General features: G+C 50.1%; 18 protein-coding genes. 14 read left to right on the top strand and 4 right to left on the bottom strand.

What is annotated here, in order from left to right; all coding sequences use genetic code 11:
• The first annotated feature begins 70 nt into the window (after nucleotides 1-70).
• Together ABC831_RS05170 and ABC831_RS05165 are read left to right on the top strand one after the other, a co-directional pair.
• On the top strand, nucleotides 71-448 hold the full coding sequence (locus tag ABC831_RS05170; RefSeq protein ID WP_343247180.1) for a BlaI/MecI/CopY family transcriptional regulator: 378 nt from the start codon (nucleotides 71-73) through the stop codon (nucleotides 446-448).
• Complete coding sequence (locus ABC831_RS05165; protein WP_343247179.1) at nucleotides 438-2,861, top strand: M56 family metallopeptidase; 2,424 nt, start codon at nucleotides 438-440, stop codon at nucleotides 2,859-2,861. The genes ABC831_RS05170 and ABC831_RS05165 overlap by 11 nt, the downstream gene beginning before the upstream one ends.
• A gap of 62 nt (nucleotides 2,862-2,923) precedes the next feature.
• Here ABC831_RS05165 and ABC831_RS05160 read toward each other — a convergent pair whose 3' ends face one another.
• On the bottom strand, nucleotides 2,924-4,192 hold the full coding sequence (locus tag ABC831_RS05160) for an MFS transporter (protein WP_343247178.1): 1,269 nt from the start codon (nucleotides 4,190-4,192) through the stop codon (nucleotides 2,924-2,926).
• Between the two features lie 119 nt (nucleotides 4,193-4,311).
• A complete protein-coding gene (locus ABC831_RS05155) occupies nucleotides 4,312-5,127 on the bottom strand; it encodes a metallophosphoesterase (RefSeq protein ID WP_343247177.1) in 816 nt (271 codons plus the stop codon).
• Nucleotides 5,128-5,321: 194 nt separating this feature from the next.
• Here ABC831_RS05155 and ABC831_RS05150 point away from each other — a divergent pair, with 194 nt between their 5' ends.
• From ABC831_RS05150 to ABC831_RS05105, 10 genes are all read left to right on the top strand, one after another.
• Nucleotides 5,322-7,331 (top strand): ATP-dependent helicase, encoded by a 2,010-nt coding sequence (locus tag ABC831_RS05150; protein WP_343247176.1) that lies wholly within the window; start codon nucleotides 5,322-5,324, stop codon nucleotides 7,329-7,331.
• 270 nt (nucleotides 7,332-7,601) lie between these two features.
• On the top strand, nucleotides 7,602-8,831 hold the full coding sequence (locus ABC831_RS05145; protein ID WP_343247175.1) for a BMP family ABC transporter substrate-binding protein: 1,230 nt from the start codon (nucleotides 7,602-7,604) through the stop codon (nucleotides 8,829-8,831).
• A gap of 144 nt (nucleotides 8,832-8,975) precedes the next feature.
• A complete protein-coding gene (locus tag ABC831_RS05140) occupies nucleotides 8,976-10,505 on the top strand; it encodes an ABC transporter ATP-binding protein (protein ID WP_343247174.1) in 1,530 nt (509 codons plus the stop codon).
• Nucleotides 10,498-11,595 carry an ABC transporter permease gene (locus ABC831_RS05135; RefSeq protein WP_425524566.1) on the top strand — a complete coding sequence of 366 codons (1,098 nt, stop codon included), beginning with the start codon at nucleotides 10,498-10,500 and terminating at the stop codon, nucleotides 11,593-11,595. The genes ABC831_RS05140 and ABC831_RS05135 overlap by 8 nt, the downstream gene beginning before the upstream one ends.
• Nucleotides 11,592-12,542: an ABC transporter permease gene (locus ABC831_RS05130; protein ID WP_343247173.1), complete on the top strand. Its 951-nt coding sequence runs from the start codon at nucleotides 11,592-11,594 to the stop codon at nucleotides 12,540-12,542. The genes ABC831_RS05135 and ABC831_RS05130 overlap by 4 nt, the downstream gene beginning before the upstream one ends.
• Nucleotides 12,543-12,626: 84 nt before the next feature.
• Nucleotides 12,627-13,250, top strand: coding sequence for a phosphate-starvation-inducible PsiE family protein (locus tag ABC831_RS05125; protein WP_343247172.1), 624 nt, complete (start codon nucleotides 12,627-12,629; stop codon nucleotides 13,248-13,250).
• Between the two features lie 66 nt (nucleotides 13,251-13,316).
• On the top strand, nucleotides 13,317-15,305 hold the full coding sequence (locus ABC831_RS05120; RefSeq protein WP_343247171.1) for a fructose-1,6-bisphosphatase: 1,989 nt from the start codon (nucleotides 13,317-13,319) through the stop codon (nucleotides 15,303-15,305).
• Nucleotides 15,298-16,032, top strand: coding sequence for a DNA alkylation repair protein (locus tag ABC831_RS05115; protein ID WP_343247170.1), 735 nt, complete (start codon nucleotides 15,298-15,300; stop codon nucleotides 16,030-16,032). The genes ABC831_RS05120 and ABC831_RS05115 overlap by 8 nt, the downstream gene beginning before the upstream one ends.
• A gap of 332 nt (nucleotides 16,033-16,364) precedes the next feature.
• Nucleotides 16,365-17,219 (top strand): helix-turn-helix domain-containing protein, encoded by an 855-nt coding sequence (locus tag ABC831_RS05110; protein WP_343247169.1) that lies wholly within the window; start codon nucleotides 16,365-16,367, stop codon nucleotides 17,217-17,219.
• Nucleotides 17,209-18,093, top strand: a complete 885-nt coding sequence (locus ABC831_RS05105; RefSeq protein WP_343247168.1) for a DMT family transporter — start codon at nucleotides 17,209-17,211, stop codon at nucleotides 18,091-18,093. The genes ABC831_RS05110 and ABC831_RS05105 overlap by 11 nt, the downstream gene beginning before the upstream one ends.
• Nucleotides 18,094-18,213: 120 nt before the next feature.
• On the opposite strand, the gene ABC831_RS05100 is transcribed toward ABC831_RS05105, so the two are convergent.
• Together ABC831_RS05100 and ABC831_RS05095 are read right to left on the bottom strand one after the other, a co-directional pair.
• On the bottom strand, nucleotides 18,214-19,176 hold the full coding sequence (locus tag ABC831_RS05100; protein WP_343247167.1) for a D-2-hydroxyacid dehydrogenase: 963 nt from the start codon (nucleotides 19,174-19,176) through the stop codon (nucleotides 18,214-18,216).
• A gap of 19 nt (nucleotides 19,177-19,195) precedes the next feature.
• Complete coding sequence (locus ABC831_RS05095) at nucleotides 19,196-19,798, bottom strand: TetR/AcrR family transcriptional regulator (protein ID WP_343247166.1); 603 nt, start codon at nucleotides 19,796-19,798, stop codon at nucleotides 19,196-19,198.
• Between the two features lie 265 nt (nucleotides 19,799-20,063).
• On the opposite strand from ABC831_RS05095, the gene ABC831_RS05090 reads away from it, so the two are divergent.
• Nucleotides 20,064-20,807, top strand: coding sequence for a 4'-phosphopantetheinyl transferase family protein (locus ABC831_RS05090; protein ID WP_343247165.1), 744 nt, complete (start codon nucleotides 20,064-20,066; stop codon nucleotides 20,805-20,807).
• A 165-nt stretch (nucleotides 20,808-20,972) separates the two neighbouring features.
• The gene (locus tag ABC831_RS05085; protein ID WP_343247164.1) at nucleotides 20,973-22,136 is read left to right on the top strand and encodes a D-alanyl-D-alanine carboxypeptidase family protein; all 1,164 of its coding nucleotides are present in this window, start codon (nucleotides 20,973-20,975) and stop codon (nucleotides 22,134-22,136) included.
• The last annotated feature ends 188 nt before the right edge of the window (nucleotides 22,137-22,324 follow it).

Raw genomic sequence — 22,324 nt, 5'->3', positions numbered from 1 at the left:
ACAAATGATGTCTAATGGATTAGACTAAAGTTGTCTAATACAGTAGACGATTTGGAGAGGGGTGGGTTATATGGAAATTCCCAAAATTTTTGATAGTGAGTATCGGTTAGCATGTATTGTGTGGGAGCGTGAGCCGGTTACGACCAGGGAATTGGTGAAACTGTGCGCAGAGAGACTGGAGTGGAAGCGCACGACGACTTATACGGTACTGAAAAGGTTGTGTGACAGGGGAATCTTTCAAGTGGATCATTCGGTGGTGATCTCCAGGATTCCCAGAGAGGAAATACAGCGGCAAGAGAGCGAGGAGTTCGTGAAACGGACGTTCGGGGGCTCTCTGCCTCTGTTTTTAGCGGCATTTTTAAAGGACAGGCCTTTGTCTGCTGAGGAGGTGCGGGAAATACGGAAACTGATCGAGGATAAGAACGGGGGGACAGCGGATGAAACCTGAGATTCTTTTCCTGACGGTACTTCGTATGAGCCTTGTGGCTGGTTATGTGATTATCTGTATGCTCGCTGTCCGGCTGCTGATGAAGAAGCTGCCGAAGGCATTTTGCAGTCTGTTGTGGGTGATCGTGTTCATACGCCTGGTTTGCCCGGTGGCTTTTGAAAGCTCATTCAGTCTGGTTCCCGGCACTGGGTTTGACCCTGTCCGGCTTATGGAAGAGGGGGAGACGCATCGGCAGGGGAATCAGGACAGGGATCAGGGACAGGCGGCGGTGATAGCCGGGAGAGCAGCACAGACGGGTGAAGCGCTGGAGAACCTTTCCGGGACGGGTGTTGGTAAGAAAGACGCATCCTGGGAGCTGGATGCCGGGGGCGCGGGACTGTCCATGGACAAGCAGCAGACAGGCAGTGTAGGCGAAGAGGCGGATGCGCTTGAGAATCCGGCTAAGGGAGAAGCCGGGACGATCGGGACGGCTGCCGCGGCTGTTCCTAATAACCTGGCGGGTGCGGGCTGTGTGGTATGGGGAAGCGGTATCGTACTGCTGCTCCTATATAGCTTAGGCAGTTACTTCGGATTGAGAAGAAGATTAGGGACAGCCATACCGGATGGGGAAGGCTGTTATATCAGCGGTCGAATCAGAACCCCTTTTGTACTTGGCATGTTTCGGACGAAGATATACCTGCCTGTGGATCTGTCACCGGAGGAGAAGGAACATGTGCTGCTGCATGAACGGATGCACATCCGCAGAGGGGATACGGTTTTTAAACCGGTATTTTATCTGGCTTTGGTGATTCACTGGTTTAATCCGCTTGTGTGGTTTTCTTATCACCTGATGTCGAAAGATATGGAGATGGCCTGTGATGAGGCGGTAATGAGAAAACTGGGAGAGAATAAGAGAACAGACTATTGCCGTTCCCTATTAAATCTGGCGCTTCGGGGACAGCCCCGGACGGCGCGTCCGTTGGCCTTTGGTGAGAGCAATACAACGCAGCGGGTGAAAAATATATTAAATTATAGAAGGCCCGCCGCCTGGGTTAAAGCAGCGGCCATCGTTCTTGCCGCTGCCGTCGCATTTTTCTTTCTGGCAGATCCATTATCCGCAAGCCGGGAGGGGATAACCGCCGATCTGACGCAGGACGGCACAGAGGAATCCATACTGGCAGAGATACCGGAAAACCCGCAGGAAAACAGCATGGCAGCACTGGTGGTAAAAAACAGACGGGGGGATGAGCTTTGGGAGTCGCAGTTTCCCCTTTCCGGACAGACCGGTATTTCCTATTACCTATACCAGACGAAGGAGGAAGATCTTCTGTTGAGATACACAGCGCGGGTGCAGCCGGAAGAGGGGATGATGTCCTACCAGCTGTTCTCTCTGGGCGAGGCCGGACAGCAGCAGGTCAGAGCGGAAAACGAGATAGACTATGCGGCAGAGAAAGACCGGTATCTGTTTGATTCGGAAGCGGTTCAGCAGTTCTTACAAGAGCTTAACGGCTATCTGGAACACAGCATTCTCCTGTTAAAGACCGAGAACGGACAGGCGTTATACAGTACAGCGGAACAGCCCATTAAGCTGACGGAAGAGTTCCAGTGGATGGATCAGCGGTTCGGGTCAATCTTTGGAAACAGCGGCAGCCTCAGGGAACGGATAGATAAGCTCCAGTCACATCTGTTAAAAACAGCCAACCAGGAATGGGCGCTGGAGAACGGTTCCGGAAGAACGGAAGCAGAGGACCGGGAGCAGTTGATGGACAGGCTAAATGCCGTCACAGTCCAGCAGTTAGATCAGATTCAAAAAACATATGACGGATCAGAAACGGAGGAGGTTATCATTCTGGCAGAGCTGCCGGAGGATCAAATCACCCTGTATGGATACAACGACACCGAATATTCCGACCGGGGAATTCTCATTCGGAACGGGGAAGAGATCAGTCGTTTTGACATCGAATATGGGACTTCACCGAGGGCTCTCCCGCCCGAGATCTACTGGGATTCGGTCAAAGAACAGCTGCAGATGAAGATACTGGGCGCATCCGGAACAGGGTTGAACATTTGGAACCTGTACATATTTGAGAAAAGCCAAGACGGCTCTTTAATAAAAACAATGTTCCAGCCGGAGGATTACACGAGCCAACTGGAACAAAAGATATCATATACATACGACCCCGATCAGCAGAGCGTAACCTTGTATACCCAGGAACATATTCTCAGAAATTTAGACACCTCCTGGGCAGGAGAACCGGTAATGGACATCTATTGGGGAACCATCGTAGACTTTGAACTGGGAGAGACGATCCATATGCTGTTCACACCGGCTCTGCAGATCGGAGACTGGGCCGCGCCTCAATACGCAGAAGATGCGGACCTGACCGCGGCAGTAGAATACGATCAAAGTTTTAAAATCACCCAGATAGAGTAAATATATAGTAAATAATAAAAATCCAATTAGAGTAAAAAGAATTCAAATAGAGTAAAAATAAATCAGGAGTTCCCTCCGGTTTGCCGGTTTTTTGCATCCTGGGGCCTGCGGAGGCGGGAGAGGACGGAAACCGCAAAGAACATCAGCACCGGGAAGAGGATCGCGCACAACAGTCCTGTTTTCAGCCCGGCCTCTGCTGGGGATAAATGGCTGAACAAAAGATTCGACAGGGAACCGTTGTGATTGGCCGCGGAGTTGGAGATAACACCCACCATCCCCGGACCTATCGAACAGCCGATATCTCCTGCCAGAGCCAGCAGAGCGAACATACCCGTTCCGCCGGCAGGACAGTATTCCGAAGCCAGCGAAAATGAACCGGGCCACATGATTCCAACGGACAGGCCGCACAGCGCGCAGCCGGCCAGTGACAAAAGAGGAATCGGGGACAGAGTCGCTAGCAGATAACTGATCATGCAGAGAATACTGCTGGCCAGAATGAATTTTTTCAGATCGATTCTGGAACCATTTTTGCCGTAATAGGTTCTGGACAGCCCCATGCAGACGGCAAAGGCGCAGGGGCCCAGAAGGTCGCCCATGGTTTTGGACACATTCAGGCCGGATTCGGCGAACAGCGAAGCCCACTGCGCCATAGCCTGCTCGGATGCGGCGGAGCAGATCATCAGGATCAGGAACAGCCAGAAGATCTTCATGGAAAACAGTTTCCGCAGAGGTGTCGCGCTGTGTTCCTCTGTCAGCGTAAGCAGCGGTACCTTCGCATAGAAGAAGGTGTTAAAGAGCGGAAGAACAGCCCAGATCAGCGGAAGGAAGTACCAGTGGGAAAGGCCGATGGTGACAAAATACAGTGTGGAGAGCAGAACTACGGTGACATGTCCCCAGCAGTAGAAGGAGTGCAGCATGCTCATGGCACTGGCTTTTTCGTCTCCGGGCAGGGCCTGAACGATGGGACTGACCAGCACCTCGATCAGCCCGCCGCCGATGGCGTTGATGACTACGGCGATCATAAGGCCCAGGTATGGGCTTGGCAGCAGCATGGGAAACAGGCCCAGCCCGACCAGCCCGACCGTACTGCAGATGTGAGCGGCCACGATACAGATGCGGTATCCGATCCGGTCGACGAACTTGGCGGAGATGAGATCCACCAGCATCTGCACCCCAAAGTTCAGGGATACCAAAAATCCCAGTTCACTCAGTGAGATGCCCATAGTTTTCTGAAAGGTGATAAACAGCAGGGGCGGCAGGTTGTTGACGATCGCCTGTGTGATGTATCCTAAATAGCTTGCATATACTGTATGTTTATATTGCAGTTTCATTTTGTTATCCTCTTGTCTGGAAGTATATTTTTCTGAATCTGTTCGTCTTTTTCTTTCTGAATCAGTTCCTTAGTGAATCCAATGCCGGCCAGCCTGTTTATTCGGAATATCGGAAACAGTCAGCTCGTTTTAGCTGTAATATCGATAAAGATCAGCTCGGCCGGATTGAAGATACGAAAATTGACTGTATGAGAACCGAGACCCCGGCTGACGATCATGGAGCGGCCCTGTTCTTCAAAATATCCGGCGTCGTATTTTGGAAAAAGCTTGGCCTGGGGAGTGATCAGGCCGCCGATTCCCGGTATGCAGATAATACCGCCGTGAAGATGGCCGGAGACGGTCAGATCCGCGCCCCATTTGGCATACTGCGGAAAATAGACCGGATTGTGGGCGATGAGGATATTATAGTGTTCCGGATCAGGAGTGCCCAGTACGTCCGTCAGACACGTGTCATAAAAGGGCTTGCGGGTAAATCTCTTATAATAGCTGAAATCCAGTTCAAAACCGTAGATGGTGACCGGCGCTCCGCCGATTTGCAGAGTCAAATGCCCGTTGACCAGAGTATGGATGCCGCAGCTTTTCAGAAGCCGGATATACGATTCATATTCCCCGGCAAATGCATCGGGAAATTCCCGCATCCGGTGTTCGTGGTTCCCGTTTCCCAGGTATACCGGATATTCTGCCGCCAGGGTGATCAACAGCGGATAAGCTGCATCCTTGTGGACTTCTTGGTTTTTCCGGTCCGAAATGATCAAATCACCGGCTATGAGAATACCATCCGGACGGTTTTTACGGATTTCTTCCAGAAGAAGCCGGTTATCCGGCCCGTAGCTTTTGTTGTGCAGATCAGCCAGCAGAGCCAGCCGCCACGGCCGTTTGAGATCCCGTATTTTTTCTGTTTCTATGGTATAAAAAGTCGTTTTGAATTTCGACATGGACGGTAATCCTTTTCCTTTTCTATTGAAAAAACGCTTGTATACAAATTGAAAATAAACATTTATACTATCTTACTATATTCACATATCCGCGTCAAAATAAACTTTTATGAAAAAATAAACTTTTATGATTGAAAAGAACCTTATAGGAAAGAAGAGAACACCGCAAAAAACCTGCGGTATCGGAGGAAAGAATGAGCTTTAATGAATCCCAGAATCAGGCGATCCGTCATAAGGAAGGCCCCATGTTAGTCCTGGCCGGACCGGGCTCGGGGAAAACCCTTGTGATTACGCAGCGAACGAAATATCTGATCGAGGAATACGGGGCAGATCCATCCGCCATTCTGGTCATAACCTTTACGAAAGCTGCCGCCAGGGAAATGCAGGAACGGTTCCAAAAACTGATGGGAGGCACGGCCAGTGTATCCTTCGGCACTTTTCACGCCATATTCTTCTCTATTCTGAAATATGCCTATGGGTATACTGCGGCAAATATCTTAAAGGAAGATCAGAAGTTTACCTATTTAAGGGAGATCTTGGATCACATCGAGTTGGAGATCGATGACGAAGCCGATTTCCTCACAGGAATTCTCTCAGAGATCAGCAGCGTAAAAAACGAACGGATTACCCTGCAAGCCTATCACGCCAAAAATTGTCCGGATCAGATATTCCAAAAGATCTATTCCTCCTACCGGCAAAAGCTGCAAAAGGCCAGGCTGCTGGACTTTGACGACATGATGGTGTACTGCCTGGAGTTATTTGAGAGCCGGCCGGATATTCTGAAAGCCTGGCAGAACAAATACCGGTACATTCTGATAGACGAGTTCCAGGACATCAATCAGATTCAGTATGATATCGTGAGGCTTCTGGCGGCGCCGGAAGATAATCTGTTTATCGTGGGGGATGACGATCAGTCCATATACCGTTTCCGGGGTGCAAAACCGGAAATAATGCTGAACTTCATGAAGGATTATCCAAAGGCCCAAAGAGTGCTGCTGGACACCAACTACCGGTCCACGGCGAATATCGTCGAGGGGGCTTTGCGCATCATCGCGAATAATAAGGCCCGTTTCCCAAAAGAGATCCATACGGCCCGTGAAAAAGGGAAGGATATCGAGTTCGGGGAATTTGTAAGCCCTCAGGAAGAATATCTGGAAGTCATCCGGCAATTAAAGCACTATCATGAGCAGGGAATCGAATGGAATCAGATGGCCATCCTATTCCGCACAAATACCCAGCCGGGCCGTCTGATGGAAAGGCTGCTGGAATATAATATTCCCTTCCGGGCCAAAGACCGGATACCCAATCTGTATGACCATTGGATTACCCGGGATATCTTAGCCTATATCCGTTTGACCAAAGAACTGACCCGCCAGGACTTTTTTCAGATCATGAACCGTCCCAAGCGTTACTTAAGCCGGGAGGCTTTTGACACCCCGATCGTGGAATTCAATAGCCTGAGAAGCTTCTATGAGGGGAAAAACTGGATGCAGGAGCGCATCGGCAAGATTGAATATGATCTCAGCCTCCTTAAAAATATGCCGCCCTATTCCGCGGTAAATTATATCCGTCACGGCATCGGCTACGAAGAGTACATAAAAGAGTACGCGGACTTCCGCCGCTTGTCGGCAGAAGACCTCTATGATACCCTGAACCAGCTTCAGGAAAGCGCGCGTCCCTTCCGCAGCTATGAAGAATGGTTCCGGCATATGGAAGCATACACATTGGAACTAAGAGAGCAGGTACAGGCCCGCAGCCATGTACCGGACGGGGTCACGCTTTCCACCATGCATGCCTCGAAGGGGCTGGAATATCAGCTGGTGATCCTGATCGATGCCAACGAGGGAATCACCCCCTACCGGAAGGCGGTGCTGGAAGCGGATCTGGAGGAGGAACGGCGCATGTTCTATGTCGCCATGACCAGGGCCAAAACCTATCTCCATATCTATTCTTTGAAGGAACAGTATGGAAAGAAGCTGACTCCGTCCCGCTTCATCGGAGAGTACCATCTGGATCTGGCCGGACTGGTGGAAGGAGCGCCGGTCAACCATGTAAAATACGGGGATGGAGTGATACGGGCGGTACAGAATAACAAGGTAAAGATCTATTTCCCTAAGCCCGGCAAAGAGCTGCTGCTGGATATCAATTACTGTATGTCCAATCAGCTGCTCAGACGAGCTGCTTCAAAAGGCCAGGACGGCTAAATGGTTCCATAGAAATCCCATAATATACCAGTTGCATTAACAATAAGCAATTGTTATAATTGCCCCAAGCTATTAATAAGTTATACTAATAAAACATAAGTAAAATTGGTAATATTTGTAAAAAAAGTAGGCGTTTACGGGGGCTGCCCTGTAGACGCTTAATTTTATTTGTAGTAAAATGAGGGCGAAAGTCAGGTTGGACTGTAAGATTGTGAGTGAAGTCTTTTGAGAGACATCATTTATAATAAAAACAACATTAGGAGGAACGTTATGAAAAAGAAAGTATTAGGTGTTCTGTTGTGTGTAGCGATGACAGCGGCTATGATGACAGGCTGCGGCAGCAAGGAAGAACCCGCGGCAAATGAGGCTCCGGCAGCATCCGAAGCCCCCCAGGCGGCGGAGGAGACAGCCGCTCCCGCCCAGGAATCAGCCGCTCCCGCAGAGGCAGCCGCAGGGGAAGGAATCTTCAAGGCGATCCCCAAGGAAGAGATCAAAGTAGGCGTTATACATATCACAGATCCGGCGGAGGGTTCCGGATATACTTACACCCATGACCTGGGGATTCAGGGAATGCAGAAAGCCATCGGCCTGGAAGACAGCCAGATCATCCGCAAGAATAAGATCCCGGATACAGATCCCACAGCGACTGAGAACGCGATCAGAGAATGTATTGAAGAGGGATGTAATATCATTTTTGCGACCAGCTTTAACTATATGGATACCTGCGAGAAACTGGCAGCCGAATATCCGGATATCATTTTCTCCCACGGTACCGGCTATAAGAGCAATGGAACGAATTTCAATAACTATTTCGGAAGAATCTATCAGTCCAGATATTTATCCGGTATCGCGGCCGGTTTAAAGACCGAATCCAATAAGATCGGTTATGTGGCGGCTATGGATAAAGAAAACACAGAAGTTACCGGCGGCCTGGATGCATTTGCCATGGGTATCTACTCCGTGAATCCGGACGCGGAAGTTTATGTAAAGGTGACCAACAGCTGGTATGATCCGGAAGGGGAGAAGCAGGCGGCGGAAGCGCTGATCGCCAAAGGCTGCGATGTGATCGGACAGCACTGTGACACCCCGAACCCTCAGCTGGCTGCGGAAGAAGCAGGCGCATGGGGCGTTGGGTATAATTCCGATATGAGCAAGGATGCTCCCGATGCGGTGCTGTGCTCTGTTATGTGGGACTGGAGTAAATATTATACCACGGCGGTCCAGTCTGTCATCGACGGAACCTGGACCGGTGAAAACTACTACGGCGGAATGAAGGAAGGACTGGTAACACTTTCCGAGCTGTCCGGCCTGAATGATCCGGAAGCGAAAGCGAAGATCGAAGAGGCGGAAGCTAAGATGTTAGACGGTTCCTTCAATGTGTTTGACGGAGTGATCGAGACCAACGACGGTTCCACAGTCGGAACCGAGGGCGGGACGCTGGACGATGCGACGATCACCGGTGATATCCACTGGTACTTTAAGAACGTAGTGGAAGAATAAGCAGGCAGAATTGAATCAGATATGGGTACGGGCGACCGTTAGGTCGCCCATACTTGCATTCAGGACATAAAATATATTGCAAAGCTTCAAGCGTGAGCCTTGGGTTTTGCAATGTTTTTTAACAACCAAAAGAGAGGTGATTCTATGGCTCAGTCAGAAGAAAAATACGCCATCGAGCTGCAGGGGATATCAAAATCCTTCGGCACGGTGAAGGCAAATGACGGAATTAATCTGAACCTGAAATACGGGGAGATACTGGCTCTGCTGGGAGAAAACGGTTCCGGCAAGACGACGCTTATGAACATGCTGTCGGGTATCTATCACCCGGACGAGGGGACGATCCGGGTGGCAGGGAAAGAGGCCCTGATTAATTCCCCCACGGATGCCGCATCCCTGGGAATCGGTATGATCCATCAGCATTTCAAGCTGGTGAATATATTCAGTGCGATGGATAATATCGTGCTGGGAACGCAGGAAAAATTGTTAAAGACGAAAGTCCTTCGGGAAAAGGTTGAGGAAATCAGCCGGAAATTCGGTCTGGAGATCGACCCGGAGAAGAAAGTTTATAATATGTCAGTCAGTGAAAAACAGACGGTGGAGATCATGAAAGTCCTCTATCGGGGAGCGGACATCCTGATACTGGACGAGCCCACAGCTGTGCGCACCCCCCAGGAGACGGAAAAGCTGTTCGCCATCCTGCGGGAAATGAGGGCGCAGGGCCGGGCGATCATTATCATCACCCACAAACTCAACGAGGTGCTTGCGATCAGCGACCGTGTGACGATCCTGCGCAAGGGAAAGAGTATCGATACGGTCATGACTTCACAGACGGATGAAAAGAAGCTGACGGAGCTGATGGTCGGCCGGCCGGTTGAGTTATCGATCCGCCGTCCGAAGGTGGAGGAGAAGAGCTGCGTGCTTAAGATCCGGGACCTGAATGTGGACCGGTCTGATAAGACAAAGGCGTTAAAAAATATAAGCTTTGATATGAAATCCGGTGAGATCCTGGGTGTCGTGGGAATCGCCGGCAGCGGGCAGAAGGAGCTGTGTGAGGCTCTGGCCGGTCTGATCCGTCCGGTCAGCGGGGAGATCAGCTACCAGCAGGAAAATATCATAGGAAAAACTCCCGCGCAGATTCAGGAGATGGGAATCCGAATGAGTTTCGTACCGGAGGACCGGCTGGGAATGGGGCTGGTATCGACGATGGGGATGGTGGACAACATGCTGCTGAAGACTTATCGGAAGAAAAAGGGAATATTTGTAGACCGGAGACCGGCAAAAGAACTGGCGGAACAGCTGGTGCAGGATCTGGAGATCATGACCCCCAATGTGGAGACCCCGGTTCGGATGCTCTCCGGTGGAAATGTACAGAAGGTTCTGCTGGGCAGGGAGATAGGTTCCGGGCCCAATGTTTTGATCACGGCCTATCCGGTCCGTGGGCTGGATATCAATTCATCCTATCTGATCTACGACCTGCTCAACGAGCAGAAGAAGAAACAGGTGGCTGTGCTGCTGATCGGAGAGGATCTGGATGTGATGTTAGAACTGGCGGACCGGATTCTGGTACTGTGCCATGGGGAGGTTACCGGAATCGTGGAGGCTGAGCATACGACCAAAGAACAGGTAGGGCTTATGATGACAGGAATGGCAAAGGAGGTGGCCGTAGGTGAGTAGTTTGACCGGAGTAAGGAAAGAACCGCTGATCCGCACGGTGAAACGGGCGGAGCTTACGAAAAACAGGATATTTCTGCTGCGGATCGTGGCGCTGCTTCTGGCTGTCGTGGCCGGGGGCCTGTTCCTGCTGTGCATCGGATATAATCCTTTTCAGGTGTATGGAACAATTATCTACGGAGCCTTCCGAAGCGGGATGGCGATCCAGGCCACGGTGAAGATTATGATACCGCTGCTGATCACTTCCCTGGGTGTGGCGCTGGCATTTAAAATGCAGTTCTGGAACATCGGTGCGGAAGGACAGATCATAATGGGGGCTATATTTGCCACCTATTTCGCCCTGTTTCACGCGGACTGGCCTCACTGGCTGCTGCTTGCCGTCATGCTTCTGGCTGGTATGGCGGGCGGTGGGCTGTGGGCACTGCTTCCCGCGTTCTTTAAGGTGAAATTCAATACAAATGAGACCCTGTTTACCCTGATGTTAAATTACATCGCGTTAAATATGATTGTCTTTTTCCGGGACGGTCCATGGGCAGACCCTAAGTCCGGGGGCTTCCCGAAGATCGCCACTTTTGATGCCAATGCTCAGCTGAACAAAGTATTCGGTGTACAGGCAGGCTGGATCATCGGCCTGGTGCTGGTAGCTGCAGTATATATTTATCTGAGATATACCAAGCAGGGCTATGAGATCAGTGTGGTGGGGATCAGTAAACCAACGGCCCGCTATGCCGGGATGAACGTGAAAAAAATCGTACTGAGGACCATGTTCTTAAGCGGCGCCATCTGCGGTATCGCCGGTATGGTACAGGCTGCCGGTTCCGATACCACGCTGGCCACCGGAGTGGCCGGGGGTGTGGGTTTTACCGCCATCATCGTGGCATGGCTGGGACAGTTGAATCCGGTCTCCATCCTGGTCGTCACCGCACTGTTCAGCATACTGGAAAAAGGAAGTAGTGTAGTGGAATCCTCCATAGGACTTTCCGCGGACTGTTCCGATGTCCTGCAGGGAATCATCCTGTTCTTCGTGCTGGGCTGTGAATTCTTTATCCGCTATCGATTTGTTACCCGGAAAAAAGGAGGTGCGAACAAATGAATATCATAAATTTTCTGGTAGCGGCCGTACTGGCCGGTACACCGCTTCTGTTCGGAACGGTCGGGGAGATTCTCCACGAGCGGGTGGGTCATTTAAACCTGGGCGTAGAGGGAATGATGTCCATCGGAGCCTGTTCCGGATTCATGGTCGGCTATATGACCGATAATTTCTGGATCGCTATGCTGGCCGCATTTGCCGGCGGCGCTTTTGGTGCACTAATCTACGCTGTTTTGACCGTGACTTTTATGGCGAATCAGAATGTAACCGGGCTTACGCTCACCATTTTCGGCATCGGCCTGGCTAATTTTATCGGATTTTACATGCTTGGAAAATCAGAGACCGGAACCCTAAAGCTGCCGGAACAGATCACCGCTCAGATGAGAGGGGTAAAGATCCCCGGTCTGAGTTCCATTCCGGTATTGGGAGACCTGCTCTTTTCCTACAACCCTTTTGTCTATCTGGGCATTCTCATCGCGGTTATTTTAAGTATTTACCTGTTCCGCACCAAGACCGGACTCAATATCCGAAGCATCGGGGAAAATCCTGCGGCAGCGGACGCGGCCGGAATCAGGGTCACGAAATGGAAATACATCAATATGATCATTGGAGGCGGAATCTGCGGGATCGGCGGCGCCTATACGATCATGATTACCAACGGGGGCGTATGGATCACTAACTGCGTGGGCGGCTTAGGCTGGATCGCAGTGGCTTTGGTTATCTTCGCCAACTGGAAGCCTGTATATGCCATATATGGTTCCTTTGTATTCGGAGCATTCCGAATCCTGAAATACTATGTCCCGAAAAGCTTTCCGATTCCCAACGCCTTCTATGATATGCTGCCGTTCCTGGTGACAGCGGTAGTTCTCGTGGTAAATTCCATCCGGGAGAAGAAAGAAAATTCCCAGCCGGAGAGCTGCGGGGTGAATTACTTCAGGGAAGAACGATAGAGAGAATAAACAGCTTGCACATGGATGAGCTGGTAGGTATAATTGCATTAGGTAAGACGATACCAAAAATGAAGGAGGTCCTGTGTGAAAAAAGTTTTTCAGAAGGGTATTTTTGAAGTGGCGACGGTGGTCGAGACGGTGATCGGAGCTTTTATACTGGTGGTGGTGGCCGTGCTGGCGGTACGGCTGGTTGGGGAGATTGGAACCAGCATCAATTTTCTGGAGGATAATGGAAGCTTTAACAATTTTCTGGCGTGGACGATGAACCTGGTGATTGGGGTAGAGTTTGTGAAGATGCTCTGCAAGCATACGCCCGGAACCGTCATCGAGGTACTCTTGTTCGCCACGGCCCGGCAGATGATCGTGGAACATCTGAACGCGTGGGAGATTCTGGCCGGAGCGATTGCCATCGCGCTGTTATTTGCCACCAGAAAGTTTCTGTTCAGCAGTTTCGATGAAATCGAGAGGACAGTGTATCGGGGAAACCAGAAGGTACGTGTGGTCAATGCGGTGAATCATATACATATTCCCTGTGAGAAAGATGAGACGCTGGAACATCTGGTGCGCAGGATGCTGGAAGAGAACGGGGACCAGATCGGCACGGGAGCCTGTGTCTATTTCCAGGGTCATGCGCTTCGGATCGCCAAGATCAAAGATGATGTCATTACCAGGGTGGAGCTGATCCAGTCCGGACAGCATCTGGATTAGAAGACAGAGCGCATTCAGGCGCAGAGTCATGCATGGATACGTGCAGCTTCAAAAGGGAGGAATTTCATGGAAAAGATAGAGCTGAAATATCTGAAAAGTATTGCGAAGCAGTATCCGACCATCGCGTCGGCAGCTACCGAAATTGTCAACCTTCAGGCCATATTAAACCTGCCCAAGGGCACGGAACATTTTGTCTCGGATGTCCACGGGGCATATGAGCAGTTCAGCCACGTGCTGCGCAATGGTTCCGGCGCCGTGAAACGGAAAATTGATGATGAATTCGGAAAGACTTTGAGCAAACGGGATAAGCAGAGCCTGGCGACATTAATCTATTATCCGGAACAGAAGCTGGAACTGGTGATGAAGCAGGAGGGGGACGAGGAGAGTCTGGAGGACTGGTACAAGGTTACGATGCACCGTTTGATCCAGATCGCCAGGAGAGTGTCCTCCAAATATACCAGATCAAAGGTGCGGAAAGCCCTTCCCAAGGACTTCGTCTATATTATCGAGGAATTGCTGCATGAGAAGGAAGAAGTGCTGGACAAGGAAGCTTATTATAATGAAATTATTCAGACCATTATCCGGATCGGCCGGGCGAAAGAGACCATCGTGACGCTCTCCAATCTGATCCAGCGGCTGGTGGTGGATCATCTGCATGTGGTGGGCGATATCTACGACCGTGGAGCCGGAGCAGTCCAGGTGATGGATACGCTGATGAATTATCACTCGGTGGATGTGCAGTGGGGGAACCACGACGCGGTCTGGATGGGCGCGGCGTCCGGCCATCTGGCCTGTATCGCGAACGTGGTGCGCCTGTGCGCGAAGTATGGCAATCTGGACACCCTGGAAGAAGATTACGGAATCAATCTGCTGCCTCTGGCCACTTTTGCGCTGGAGACTTACGGGGAAGATAACTGCGACTGCTTCCAGGTGACGGACAATCCCGGATTAACCGGTGTAAAATCGGCGAAGCTGGAACGCAAGATGCATAAAGCGATCACGATCATCCAGTTAAAGCTGGAGGGACAGCTGATCAGGAGACGACCGGAATTCCATATGGAGAGCCGTATGCTGCTGGACAAGATCGATCAGGCGGAGGGGAATGTCTTTATCGAAGGACAGACCTATAAGCTTAAGGACCATTCCTTCCCCACCATATGCAAGGAGGATCCATATACGCTGACCCCGGAGGAAAAGATGGTGATGGAGCGGCTGCAGACGGCATTTTTGAACTGCGACAAACTCCAGAAGCACGTGCGGTTCCTGATGAACAACGGAAGTCTTTATCTGGTATATAATTCCAACCTGCTGTACCATGGCTGTGTCCCGCTCAATGAGGACGGAAGCTTCCGGCAGGTGGAGATTCACGGAAAGATGTACAGCGGGAAAGCTCTCTATGATATTCTGGAGCAGTACGCCAGGAAGGGCTATTATCTGCGGTGGGAGCCCGAGTCCATGGAAGAGAAGTTCTACGGCCAGGACATCCTCTGGTTTATCTGGACAAACGAGAACTCCCCGGTATTCGGAAAAGAAAAGATGGCGACCTTTGAGCGGTATTTTCTGGATGATGAAAAGCTGCGCAGTGAAAAGAAAAATAATTACTATACGCTGATCGAACAGGAGGAAGTGGTAAACCGGATTCTGACAGAGTTTGGCCTGTCCACGGAAGATTCCCACATCATCAACGGCCACGTGCCGGTCCGCTCCAAGAGAGGGGAATCCCCGGTAAAATGCGGCGGCAAGCTGCTGATCATCGACGGAGGCTTCTGTAAAGCCTATCAGAGCCAGACCGGGATCGCGGGATATACGCTGATTTACAATTCTTACGGGCTGCGCCTGGTGTCCCATGAGCCTTTCAAATCGGTGGAAGACGCTGTACTCAATGAGAGCGATATATTTTCGGAGGCAGTGGTAGTGGAATATGCGAACCGGCGAAGACAAGTGGCGGACACGGACATCGGCCGGAATCTGAAGGATTCTATTCAGGATCTGGAGAAACTGCTGCGGGCCTATCGGTCCGGCCTGATCAGGGAAACCGGAGTAAACGATGTTTAAAGAGATAAAAGAATGGAATCTGGAACACTGGGATGAAAATTCATACCAGTGCTTTCTGGAATACATACAGGAACAGGCAGACAGCGGATACCGGGAGTTCCATTCCAATCTGGTACCGGGAAAAGAGCAGGAACTGATCCTGGGCGTCCGTATGCCGAAGCTGCGGGAAATCGGACGCTGGATCGCCAGGGGAAACTGGAGAGAATTCCTGAAGGAAAATACCCATCACTTTTATGAGGAATCCATGCTGCACGGGATCGTACTGGGACTGGGCAGAATGGATTATGAGGAATGGATCAGGCAGATAAGGGCGTTTCTGCCCTATGTGGATAACTGGGCTGTCTGCGACTGCTTCTGCAGCGGATTAAAGCAGGTAAAACAGTATCAGGAGCCGTTCTGGCAGCAGATTGACGCCTATATCAACAGCGGGGATCCCTGGACGATTCGGGTCGGGCTGGTTCTGATGCTGGATCACTATCTTCAGGATTCCTATGCGGAACAGGTGCTGGAAAGGTGTGACCAGGTGTTAAGCCCGCATTATTATGTGCGTATGGCTCAGGCCTGGCTGGTGTCCACGGCCTATGCGAAATACCCGGAACTGACCCATGACTATCTGATGCGGTGCAATCTGGATGACTGGACGTATAATAAGGCTCTTCAAAAGGCCAGGGAATCTTACAGGGTCAGCGCTGAGAGGAAAGAATTATTAAAGCAGATGAAGCGTTAAGCCTACACGGAGGAACGTAAGATATCATCGGTGAACGTAAGATATAATATCGGCTGATTGTTGAAAAGTAATGGGATGCTGAAGAAATTATGCGTAAAAGACTGAATCTTACCATTCAGTTTCTATTCAATTTAATATCCAATGATACAGAACCTGATTCTACGATTTGGTAGAATCAGGTTCTGTTTTTTGGGAATAAAAAGAGTAACGGCTGTCCTTTCACCGGTCCGTACCGGATAGCCCTATTATCTGAACAGGAAGATTGACGATATTTTACAAGCCATAATTAAAAAAAAGGTGTAAAATACAGTTCATTGGCAGGAGGACATACAATGAAAAAAGAGATTCGCACCGTCTGTTATGACGAGGAGTTAAAAATTGAGGCATACCGTTTCCAGGGAATCGCGCAGGCTTTCCCGAATCATTTTCACGATTTTTATGTGATTGGTTTTATCGAGGAAGGGGAACGCTCTCTGACCTGCAGGAACAAAGATTATATCATTGGCCCGGGCAATATTATCCTGTTTCATCCCGGTGACACCCATGAGTGTGTACAGCGGGATGGAGGAACACTGGATTACCGGGCGATACACATTACGAAGGACGTGATGCTGGAACTGGCAGAAGAGGTGACAGGGAAGAAAGAACTGCCTGGTTTCAGCGCGAATGTAATCTGTGAGGAAGAGCCCGCCAATTACCTGCGTCCTCTGCACCAGAGGATCATGGAAGGATCTGGTGAATTTGAGAAAGAGGAAAATCTGTTATTATTGATTTCCCATTTGATCAGCCATTACGGACAGCCTTTTGACAGCATACTGCCGGAATACCGGGAGGAGATCGAAGATGCCTGCCGTTATATGGAGCAGTATTATCAAGAACATATCTGCCTGGAACAGATCTGCAGGGCGACTGGACTCAGCAAATCCACTCTGCTGCGTGCGTTCACAAAATCCAGGGGAATGACGCCCTACCGGTATCTGCAGGCATACCGGGTCAACGAGGCTAAGAAACTGCTGGAGCAGGGCGTATCTGTGCTGGAATCTGCCATGCGGACCGGATTTTCGGATCAGAGCCATTTTACGAATTTTTTCAATATGTTCATCGGGCTGACTCCGGGAGCGTACCGTGAGATCTTTATGGGGAAGAGCAGCAGCCCCAACGGGGGAGGCAGCCGAAATGCAGAATAAGAGCGCAGCGGGACATACGGCGGCCCTGGTTACTATTTTGATATGGGGAACCACTTTTATTTCCACAAAAGTACTGCTGAACAGTTTTCAGCCGGTTGAAATTCTTCTGATCCGCTTTGTGATGGGATTTCTGGCCCTGGCGGCCGTCTATCCCCACCGGTTAAAAAGTACCGGAATTCGGCAGGAGGGATATTTCGCACTGGCCGGCCTTTGCGGTGTCTGTCTGTATTATCTGTTGGAAAATATTGCCCTTACCTATACGCTGGCTTCCAATGTGGGTGTGATTATTTCAGCTGCCCCATTTTTTACAGCGATTCTCTCCCATATATTTATGAAAGGGGAAGACAAGCTGAAGAAGGGTTTTTTCGTGGGCTTTGTGGCGGCTATGATTGGAATCTGCCTGATCAGCTTTCAGGGAACGTTATTGGAGTTTAATCCATTGGGAGATTTTTTGGCGCTGCTGGCTGCGCTTTTATGGGCATGCTATTCCGTTCTCACCAGAAAAATTGCGGGGTTTGGGTATCATACGATTCAGACTACCAGGCGGGTATTTGGCTACGGAATTATTTTTATGCTTCCGGCCCTCCTGTTGTTCGACTTTCACCCGGATTATAGTAAATTCGCAGATCCGGTGAATCTTCTCAATATGCTGTTTCTGGGACTGGGAGCGTCCGCTCTGTGTTTCGTGACCTGGAATTTCGCGGTACGGAAGCTGGGGGCGGTTAAGACCAGCATCTATATCTATCTGGTTCCGGTTATCACAGTGGGGACTTCTGTTCTGGTTCTGAAGGAAACGGTTACCTGGATAACCGTAGCCGGGATGGCGCTGACCCTGGCCGGATTACTGTTAGGAGAGCGGGGTACAAAAGCCTGAGGTGTGATCAGTATAGAGGCAAAACACGGAAATATTAAAGTGACGAGATAATTTCCAAAGAAGGGGCTTATGGGCAGATACCTGACTAGTATCTGCCCGTAAGCCCCTTCTTTGGAAAGGTTATCTTTTGTAACCAGTTGTAAAATCAACTTCATTTCTCAGTTCTTTGTTATTCATAAAGCGCATTAGATTCTCCGCAGAGATCCGGACGATCCTGTTCAGGGTCTCCGGCAGATGATACTGGCCGGAAGTGTGAGGGGTAATCACCACATTCCGGAATTTCCACAGACGGTGATCGGCCGGCAGAGGTTCCGGCTCCGTGACATCCAGGGCGGCCCCATACAGGTGCCCTTTTTCCAGCGCATCGCAGAGAGCCTCGGTGTCCAGCACGGTACCGCGGCCTACATTGAGCAGGATAGCGGAGTCCTTCATCAGTCTGATTCGTTTGGCGTTGAATAAATGGCGGGTCTGTTCCGTACCGGGAAGGCACAGTGCCACAATATCCGCCTCCGGCAATAATTTATCGAGATCTTTTAACAGATATAATTCCTCAATATACTCCGGTTTGTCAGAAGGACGGCGTTTGACTGCGATGACTTGGCTGCCCAGCGCGTTCATTTTCCTGGCAAATTCATTTCCGATATCACCCAGGCCCACAACCAGTGTGCGGGAATCCTGTATCGAGGTTACATGTCCCTCGTCCTTCCAGAGGCACTGACTTTGGTTGTCCCGGTAATAATGCAGCTTTTTCATAAGTTCCAGCACCACACCGATCATATACTCGGAGATAGCCAGTCCATAGGCGCCGGTAGCGTTTGTGAGCCTGGTTCCTGACGGCAGAACACCGGGGTCCAGATAACCGTTCGTGCCTGCAGAATCCAGCTGAAGCCATTCTAATTTGGTGGCACCAACCAACTGTGAGGGATTGACATTGCCGATAATGACATTGGCGTTGTGGACATCTTCTGTTGTTACTTCTTCTCTTTGACGGTAGAGGAAGTGGGAACCGGGTGCGTACATTTCCAGACTGTGTTTTTGTTTGTCCGTGACGGGAAATGTAACCAATATGTTCTTTTGCTCCATAATCGTTCCTCCTCGGTACTTACTTTATCATTTGTGTTTGAATCATACTGCGAATTGCCTCGTATAAATAGGATTTATATTCATCAATTGCCATTGGTTCCTTATATAAGATCGCGTTATAACAACTGCCGCTGACCAGCTCCACGATCATGAACAGCAGTACTTCAGGATTGCGGAATTTATGTGGACTGTCCTCGATCATCTTCAGATAAAGGGCATAAAAATCCAGATTGGTTTCCTCTTCCTGCTGTACCAGTGCGGATTTGAAAACTCCCCAGCTCAGATTTTTGGCGATGAAACTGAGCAGTTTGCTGTCCATCGTCAGCTGATCGATGATGTCATCGATAATAAAGAGAAGCCGCTCTGTAAAATCGGTCAGTTCGGTCTGCTCCAGGGCGTAATAGGCGTTCTCAAATACTTTGCCTGCTTTGGTGGTAATCAGCCGGTTGCGGATGTCGTATTTGTCTTTGAAATACAGATAAAAAGTGCCTTTGGCCACACCTGCTTTTTCTACGATATCTGCGATGGATGTTTTGGAGAACCCTTTGGTGGTAAATAAATCAAAGGATGTGTGGAACAGAGCTTCTTTTTTCTGCTTTTTTTTATCTTCGATCTTGCCCATGTGGTATGCCTCCGACTGAATATTGGTCAACCTTTGATCCGTTTTCATATTAGCATATTATGGGAAAAAGAACAAGGGAACTGTTCGGAGGGGGGATTGGGGTTGTAGCAGGAATTGTGCTGACGATTTGTATTGGGGATTTGCGTTGAGGGGGATTTTTGGTTATAGTTAGATATATGGTTGGTGTTAGTTGATTCTGCGGGGAATATAGGAATGATTGGAGTTTGGAAACTGGCGGGTTGACGGAAGGTAAGGAGATCGGGATATGAATGAAGTTAAAATATATCTGATGCGGGTTGATCAAATGGATTTAAAGGACAGGGGATATTGGGAGAGTGTTTCTGAAGAACGAAGGGCTAAGGCAAAGAGAATACGGACTCGGGATGGGCAGAGGCTCTCGCTGGGGGCGGGGATTTTGCTGGAGTACGCGGTGCGGGCTTGGGACCCTGAATATGTTGGGGAGGTGCGGACACGGGAGAATGAATTTGGTAAGCCGGAAGTGGTCAGGGATTGGGATTTATCAAGTAATGGTTTGGAGGGACGGGAGGATACAAGGGGGAGGCGTGTGTGTATTAGCCTGACGCATTCGGGGAATGTGGCGGGGTGTGCGGTGGGTGATGTGGAGGTTGGACTGGATATTGAGAAAATAAAGGGGTACGACGGTAAGGTGGCCAGGAGGTTTTTTAGGGAGGAGGAGTGGCGGTTCGTGGAGGAGAAAACGGAGACGGACAGAGGGGCTGCGTTTTGTGAACAGTGGGTGCTAAAGGAGAGCTTTGTGAAGGCGGTTGGAATGGGGTTCCATCTGCCGATTGAGGAGTTCATTATTCATAGGGGGGAGAAGATATGGGTGGAACAAGAGGCCGTGGATGGGGAGTTTGAGTTTTGGCTTAAGCGTTTGGATCAGGAGTATCAGATGGCGGTGTGTACGAAAGGAGCGGCGCGAATCAGTGTGATCTGGGTGGAGCTCATGAATGTGAGGGGAGCGGCATGTATGGACGGTAATGAGTGAAAAAGTGCTGGGAGAACGGATGTGGAGTGTGTACGGGACAGATAAAGAGAGGAGGATGGAGAGGAACGTATGACGCGGAATGTAGGTGGGAATGGAGAGAGGAAGTAGGTATAAACTGTAGGGATTTATAATAGATTATAGAAAAGACGGATATGGGAATCGGATATGTGGAGAAAGATTCTGGCTTTTTTATTTATCGTATGCAGTGTCTGCGTTCAGGGGCGGGGGCTTGTCCTGGCGGAGGACATTGATTTGTACGCCCAGTCGGCAGTACTGATGGATGCTGATTCGGGGCGTATTTTATATGAAAAGGACGGGAGCGCGAAGCTTCCCATGGCGAGTACGACTAAGATTATGACGCTGACTGTGGCGCTGGAATCCGGGAATCCGGATGATGTGGTGGAAGTGTCTAAGCTGGCTGCTTCTCAGCCGGATGTCCAGCTGAATATACGGACCGGGGAGAAGTATCTGTTAAGGGACCTGCTGTATTCCCTGATGCTGGAATCCCATAATGACGTGGCGGTGGCGGTGGCGGAGCATATTGGCGGCAGCGTGGAAGGCTTCGCTGATATGATGAACCAGAAGGCCAGGGATATCGGCGCTTTTCATACACACTTTGTTACCCCTAATGGCCTGGATTCGGATGAGCATTATACGACGGCATCGGATTTGGCGCTGATTGCCCGATATGCGATTAAAAATGAGAAGTTTATCGAGATTACAAATACACCCAGTTATTCTTTTTCAGATATCGACGGGGCGAGAAGTTTTACGGTTAATAATAAGGACGCGTTTTTGACTCAGATGGACGGGGCCATCGGGATTAAGACGGGATTTACCGGCAAAGCGGGTTATTGCTTTGTGGGAGCGTTAAAGAGGGATGACAGGACTTTTATTTCGGTGGTACTGGCCTGCGGCTGGCCGCCTCATAAGACATGGAAATGGGCGGATACCCAGAAGTTGATGAATTATGGACTGGATAATTATGAGTACCGGCATATATCCGAGGATGGGAAAACATTCGATCCCGTAAGTGTGGAGGATGGGCAGATCCCGACCGTGGACCTGCGGATGGAAAAGCAGGATCTGAATCTGCTGATGCGCCCGGATGAACAGGTGAATGTGGAGTATGAGATACCAGATGTGCTGAAAGCACCGGTGGAGGAAGGGGCCATCGTGGGTAATGTGCAGTATTATGTGGCGGGGGAACTGTACCAGGTAACTCCGATTTATGCGGCGGGGTCTGTAAGTAAGATCGATTTCCGGTGGTGCCTGGAAAAGGTTTTACATAAATTTTTGTACTGTGGCGGGGAATTATTGCCGCTCTAGCGGAAAATCCTGAGGAGCGCGCCATATATTCGAAAGGCCGCCCCGGTTTAATTAATTAAAGATTGTAGCTGTTCGATACGGTATGATATAATGTCGACAGATATTAGATCTGCGCAGGAGCGCGCTTCAGAGAGTGGAGTGCGCATCCCGCGGCGGTATTATGGCCGGAGCGGATATAGCGGCTGGTA

This window comes from Diplocloster hominis (assembly GCF_032380655.1).
Classification (GTDB): domain Bacteria; phylum Bacillota; class Clostridia; order Lachnospirales; family Lachnospiraceae; genus Diplocloster; species Diplocloster hominis.
The sequence above is the reverse complement of the archived record's forward strand: the minus strand, read 5'-3'. Positions and strand labels throughout refer to the sequence as shown.

Excerpts from the sequence above, each read along its gene's own strand:
- ABC831_RS05170 (WP_343247180.1), top strand. The coding sequence starts at position 71 with ATGGAAATTCCCAAAATTTTTGATAGTGAGTATCGGTTAGCATGTATT.
- ABC831_RS05165 (WP_343247179.1), top strand. The coding sequence starts at position 438 with ATGAAACCTGAGATTCTTTTCCTGACGGTACTTCGTATGAGCCTTGTG.
- ABC831_RS05160 (WP_343247178.1), bottom strand. The coding sequence starts at position 4,192 with ATGAAACTGCAATATAAACATACAGTATATGCAAGCTATTTAGGATAC.
- ABC831_RS05155 (WP_343247177.1), bottom strand. The coding sequence starts at position 5,127 with ATGTCGAAATTCAAAACGACTTTTTATACCATAGAAACAGAAAAAATA.
- ABC831_RS05150 (WP_343247176.1), top strand. The coding sequence starts at position 5,322 with ATGAGCTTTAATGAATCCCAGAATCAGGCGATCCGTCATAAGGAAGGC.
- ABC831_RS05145 (WP_343247175.1), top strand. The coding sequence starts at position 7,602 with ATGAAAAAGAAAGTATTAGGTGTTCTGTTGTGTGTAGCGATGACAGCG.
- ABC831_RS05140 (WP_343247174.1), top strand. The coding sequence starts at position 8,976 with ATGGCTCAGTCAGAAGAAAAATACGCCATCGAGCTGCAGGGGATATCA.
- ABC831_RS05130 (WP_343247173.1), top strand. The coding sequence starts at position 11,592 with ATGAATATCATAAATTTTCTGGTAGCGGCCGTACTGGCCGGTACACCG.
- ABC831_RS05120 (WP_343247171.1), top strand. The coding sequence starts at position 13,317 with ATGGAAAAGATAGAGCTGAAATATCTGAAAAGTATTGCGAAGCAGTAT.
- ABC831_RS05115 (WP_343247170.1), top strand. The coding sequence starts at position 15,298 with ATGTTTAAAGAGATAAAAGAATGGAATCTGGAACACTGGGATGAAAAT.
- ABC831_RS05110 (WP_343247169.1), top strand. The coding sequence starts at position 16,365 with ATGAAAAAAGAGATTCGCACCGTCTGTTATGACGAGGAGTTAAAAATT.
- ABC831_RS05105 (WP_343247168.1), top strand. The coding sequence starts at position 17,209 with ATGCAGAATAAGAGCGCAGCGGGACATACGGCGGCCCTGGTTACTATT.
- ABC831_RS05100 (WP_343247167.1), bottom strand. The coding sequence starts at position 19,176 with ATGGAGCAAAAGAACATATTGGTTACATTTCCCGTCACGGACAAACAA.
- ABC831_RS05095 (WP_343247166.1), bottom strand. The coding sequence starts at position 19,798 with ATGGGCAAGATCGAAGATAAAAAAAAGCAGAAAAAAGAAGCTCTGTTC.
- ABC831_RS05090 (WP_343247165.1), top strand. The coding sequence starts at position 20,064 with ATGAATGAAGTTAAAATATATCTGATGCGGGTTGATCAAATGGATTTA.
- ABC831_RS05085 (WP_343247164.1), top strand. The coding sequence starts at position 20,973 with ATGTGGAGAAAGATTCTGGCTTTTTTATTTATCGTATGCAGTGTCTGC.